The organism is Nesterenkonia alkaliphila (assembly GCF_009758175.1).
GTDB lineage: Bacteria > Actinomycetota > Actinomycetes > Actinomycetales > Micrococcaceae > Nesterenkonia > Nesterenkonia alkaliphila.
Window position 1 is genome coordinate 1 of the sequence record NZ_WRPM01000034.1, and the last position, 3,227, is coordinate 3,227.

The following is a 3,227-nucleotide window of genomic DNA, read 5'->3' on the forward strand; positions in this document are numbered from 1 at the left end:
TCAGGTGGGCCTAGCTTCCTTTGCTCCCCGGCTGGACGATGAGGGCAACAGCATCCAGGGCGTGGAAATGTTCGCCCGGCTCTCCGCGGACCTGGGTCTGCATCTGATGGCCAGTGAGCGGCGCGACGTGGCCCAACGGCTGAGAGAGTTCTCCGGCGACTAACCCTCGGTCCTCAGCCGCCGAAGCACAATTCGCCAGAGAATCGCACGAGTCAGGAGCAGGCGGCGGCGTTGTTTCGGGGTCTGCTCAACATCTAAGAGGAGAAACACTCGAAATTTCCGAGTACAGATGGCTCAAAATTTTCTAGTAGAGCACCTTCGTGATTTGATAGTCTACTTCTATGGTCGACAGTGATCCGGGGCTGGTGCCTCGTCGCATCGCCGGAATTCTGCAAGAACGTTCGGCAGAGGAACCGGTCATTGCGCTGCATGGCCCCCGCTCAGTGGGCAAGTCCACACTGCTGCGACACTATGCCGCCGAACAAGGCCGGCAAATCATGGATCTCGACGACCTGGAGACCAGGGAGGCGGTCAGCAGAAATCCCACTGCAGCCATTGGCACCCCGCCGTCACCGTTGTGCATTGATGAGTATCAGCACCTTCCCGAAATTCTGGACGCCATCAAGGCGCGCCTCAACCGGACTGGCAGTGCGCCAGGCACCGCGGTGCTGACCGGCTCCACACGACATGATGCACTGCCACGAACCGCCCAAGCGCTGACCGGGCGCCTGCATTCGATGGTCATATGGCCGCTGAGCCAGAGGGAGATCGAAAGACGCGAGGGCTCGGTTATCGAGTCCTTGTTCGAGGACCCAACAGAAACGGTAATGGCCCAACCCACTTCGTCCACTACACGGGAAGAGTACGCCGCAAGGCTGTGCGCGGGCGGCCTTCCTACGCCTCGGCAACGCAGTGAAGCCTCCAGAGCTCGCTGGTTTGACGACTATCTGCGCACCTCAATCGAGCGAGATGCCGTGGAACTGTTTCGGATCCGTCAGCGACAAGTCTTGAACGAGGTGCTCAGCCGTCTGGCCGGACGAACGGCCCAGATCCTCAACGTCAATAAGATCGGCGAAGGAATCGGAGCCAGTCGCGACACCGTGGAAAGCCACATCCGGCTGTTAGAGGATCTCTATTTGGTCCACCGCCTCCCAGCTTGGGGCAAGACGCTTCATTCTCGAGCTACCAGTTCCCCAAAAGTTCACGTTGTCGACTCAGGCCTAGCGGCACGCCTGCACCGGATTGGGGTCGCAAAACTCGCTGCTGTGGACCCGACCGTGCAAACAGAATTCGGCCACCTGATGGAGACTTTCGTTGTCGAGGAACTGCGGACTCAAGCTTCGTGGCTTCCGCAACCACACACCATCGGGCACTGGCGAACAAGCGATGACGACGAAGTCGATTTCATCATTGAGCTTGACGACGGACGTGTGCTCGCGTTCGAGGTAAAAGCCTCGGAGCGAATTCCCGGCAAAGACTTCACCGGGCTGCGGAAACTGCGTAAAGCGCTCGGAGACCGGTTCGTTGCCGGCATCGCACTGAGCACCGGCACTCGGTCCTACACCTATGAAGAGCGGCTCCATGTGATGCCGGTAGACAGACTCTGGTTTTGAGCAAATCGAGGAGGTGAAGCCGGAGCTCTCCCGTAGCTGCGTAGAATGCCCGGAAATTGCCGTGGAGGTGACGAAGTCCGTCGACTGGGACTAAGCCTGGGCAGGGTGGTGCGGTCTGAGCGTGGTGCGAGTCGGCGGCGTCGTTGTTTTGTGCCCGTGAGCCCCTGATCGGTTATCATTGAGCTCATGGCCATTGCAACTCGCCCCGTTCTCAACCTTGCACAGGGAGAATCGTCGCAGAATCTCCCTGCGGCCGTGCATGCTGTCAAGCAGATGGGGATTTCTGAGTTCCGCGAGCAGCTTCGGATCCGCCGAGCGACGTCTACCCATGAATGGACGCAGACCAGGAGCGCTGAGATTGATCAGTGGGCTGAGCAGGCCGCGAATGCCCTGAGGGCACTGCCGTCTTCTAGCTAAGGTCCGTTTACGGTGACAAAGCTAAGAGTCACCCAGCGCTGTCTGCAAGAAGACCTTGGCCTCGATGTAGAACACGCGAGTCGGGAAGCCGAGCGATTTGCATACCTCCGTGAGGCAGTGCGTGCTTTCGTCGGTAAACGTGCATCTGCTCCGGGGGTGGGTGAAAACATTTCTGGAGTGGAGCCTTACGGCCATGTCAAGAGTCTCCACGTGGGAAGAGGGCGTGGGGCGACTATCCACGATCCTACTCGTGAGGTCTGCTGGTTATTGGCGTTCAGCGAGACCCACGCGACTGGTGAGCGTCGAGACGCCTACCAGCACTTTATGCGCCTTCATGAACGCGACGAGCTACTCCCCACGGCCTCTGACTATGCATTGCTGAAAGTGCTCACGAGTGCGTCGTTGCTGGATGCGTTGCATCGGGTCTGTGCGGAACTCCACGAGCAGGCGAGGCGGCATCCCGGACATGAAGTGCAGCGAACTTTAACTCTGAACAACGATAGTCAGGCCACCGCGGCTGTGGCCGTCGACATGGTGATAGTTGGTGACGGCGCCCTCGAGCAAGGCTGGTTAGCCATCACAGTATCCCCTGGTGCCCCGCTTCAACCGGATCATCTCCTTGACATCGTGGCCGCGCTGATACCTCCGGAGGTGGACGTGAACGATGTTCAGTTCGCCCAGCAGGTAAATGGCCGCCCAGTGGCCTTTCCCGAGCTGGCAGTGACCTGGCACGGCTCTACGCCCTAACCTCCGACCCGCCTCAGATCGGTGTACTGTGCGCGATGGGCGAGTCGGCGACGTCGTGGTTTGTCTGATCACCCCGGGAGATATCGACGCGGTATTTGACGCCCGGGTGGAGGTACTCACCGGTGTAGGGGGCGTCGTCGATGGTGACGGTACAGCCGTGTTCGAGGGCCAGCTGAAGGCCCGCCAGCAGATCCCAGGAGTAGGCACCCACCGGGTTGACGAACCGGCGCACCCTGCCAGTGATCACGTTGTAGAGGTTATAGACCGCCGCACCGAAGAGCCTCGACTGCGGGGTGTCGGCGATCTGCCCTGGCCATCGCTCATATGCTCAAGACCCACGAGGTGCTCGCCGCGGAACCCGAAGAAGCCGTCCGTGGCTACACCGATCAGTGCTGCGTGCTGGTCACCGTCCGCGATATTGCCCGCATGGCCGCCACTCTGGCCAATAAC

General features: G+C 60.0%; 5 protein-coding genes. 4 read left to right on the forward strand and 1 reads right to left on the reverse strand.

What is annotated here, in order from left to right; all coding sequences use genetic code 11:
• Positions 1-4 precede the first annotated feature (4 nt).
• The 3 genes from GNZ21_RS05480 (at position 5) to GNZ21_RS05490 (ending at position 2,777) form a co-directional block, all read left to right on the forward strand.
• Positions 5-163: a glutaminase gene (locus GNZ21_RS05480; RefSeq protein ID WP_331250812.1), complete on the forward strand. Its 159-nt coding sequence runs from the start codon at positions 5-7 to the stop codon at positions 161-163.
• A gap of 178 nt (positions 164-341) precedes the next feature.
• A complete protein-coding gene (locus tag GNZ21_RS05485) occupies positions 342-1,613 on the forward strand; it encodes an ATP-binding protein (RefSeq protein WP_157322142.1) in 1,272 nt (423 codons plus the stop codon).
• 573 nt (positions 1,614-2,186) lie between these two features.
• On the forward strand, positions 2,187-2,777 hold the full coding sequence (locus GNZ21_RS05490) for a hypothetical protein (protein WP_157322144.1): 591 nt from the start codon (positions 2,187-2,189) through the stop codon (positions 2,775-2,777).
• Positions 2,778-2,790: 13 nt separating this feature from the next.
• Here the strand turns inward: GNZ21_RS05490 and GNZ21_RS05495 are convergent, their stop codons facing one another.
• Complete coding sequence (locus GNZ21_RS05495; RefSeq protein WP_157322146.1) at positions 2,791-3,024, reverse strand: hypothetical protein; 234 nt, start codon at positions 3,022-3,024, stop codon at positions 2,791-2,793.
• Positions 3,025-3,086: 62 nt separating this feature from the next.
• Here GNZ21_RS05495 and GNZ21_RS05500 point away from each other — a divergent pair.
• A partial coding sequence (locus tag GNZ21_RS05500) for a glutaminase (RefSeq protein WP_269149956.1) occupies positions 3,087-3,227 on the forward strand: 141 nt, incomplete at its 3' end.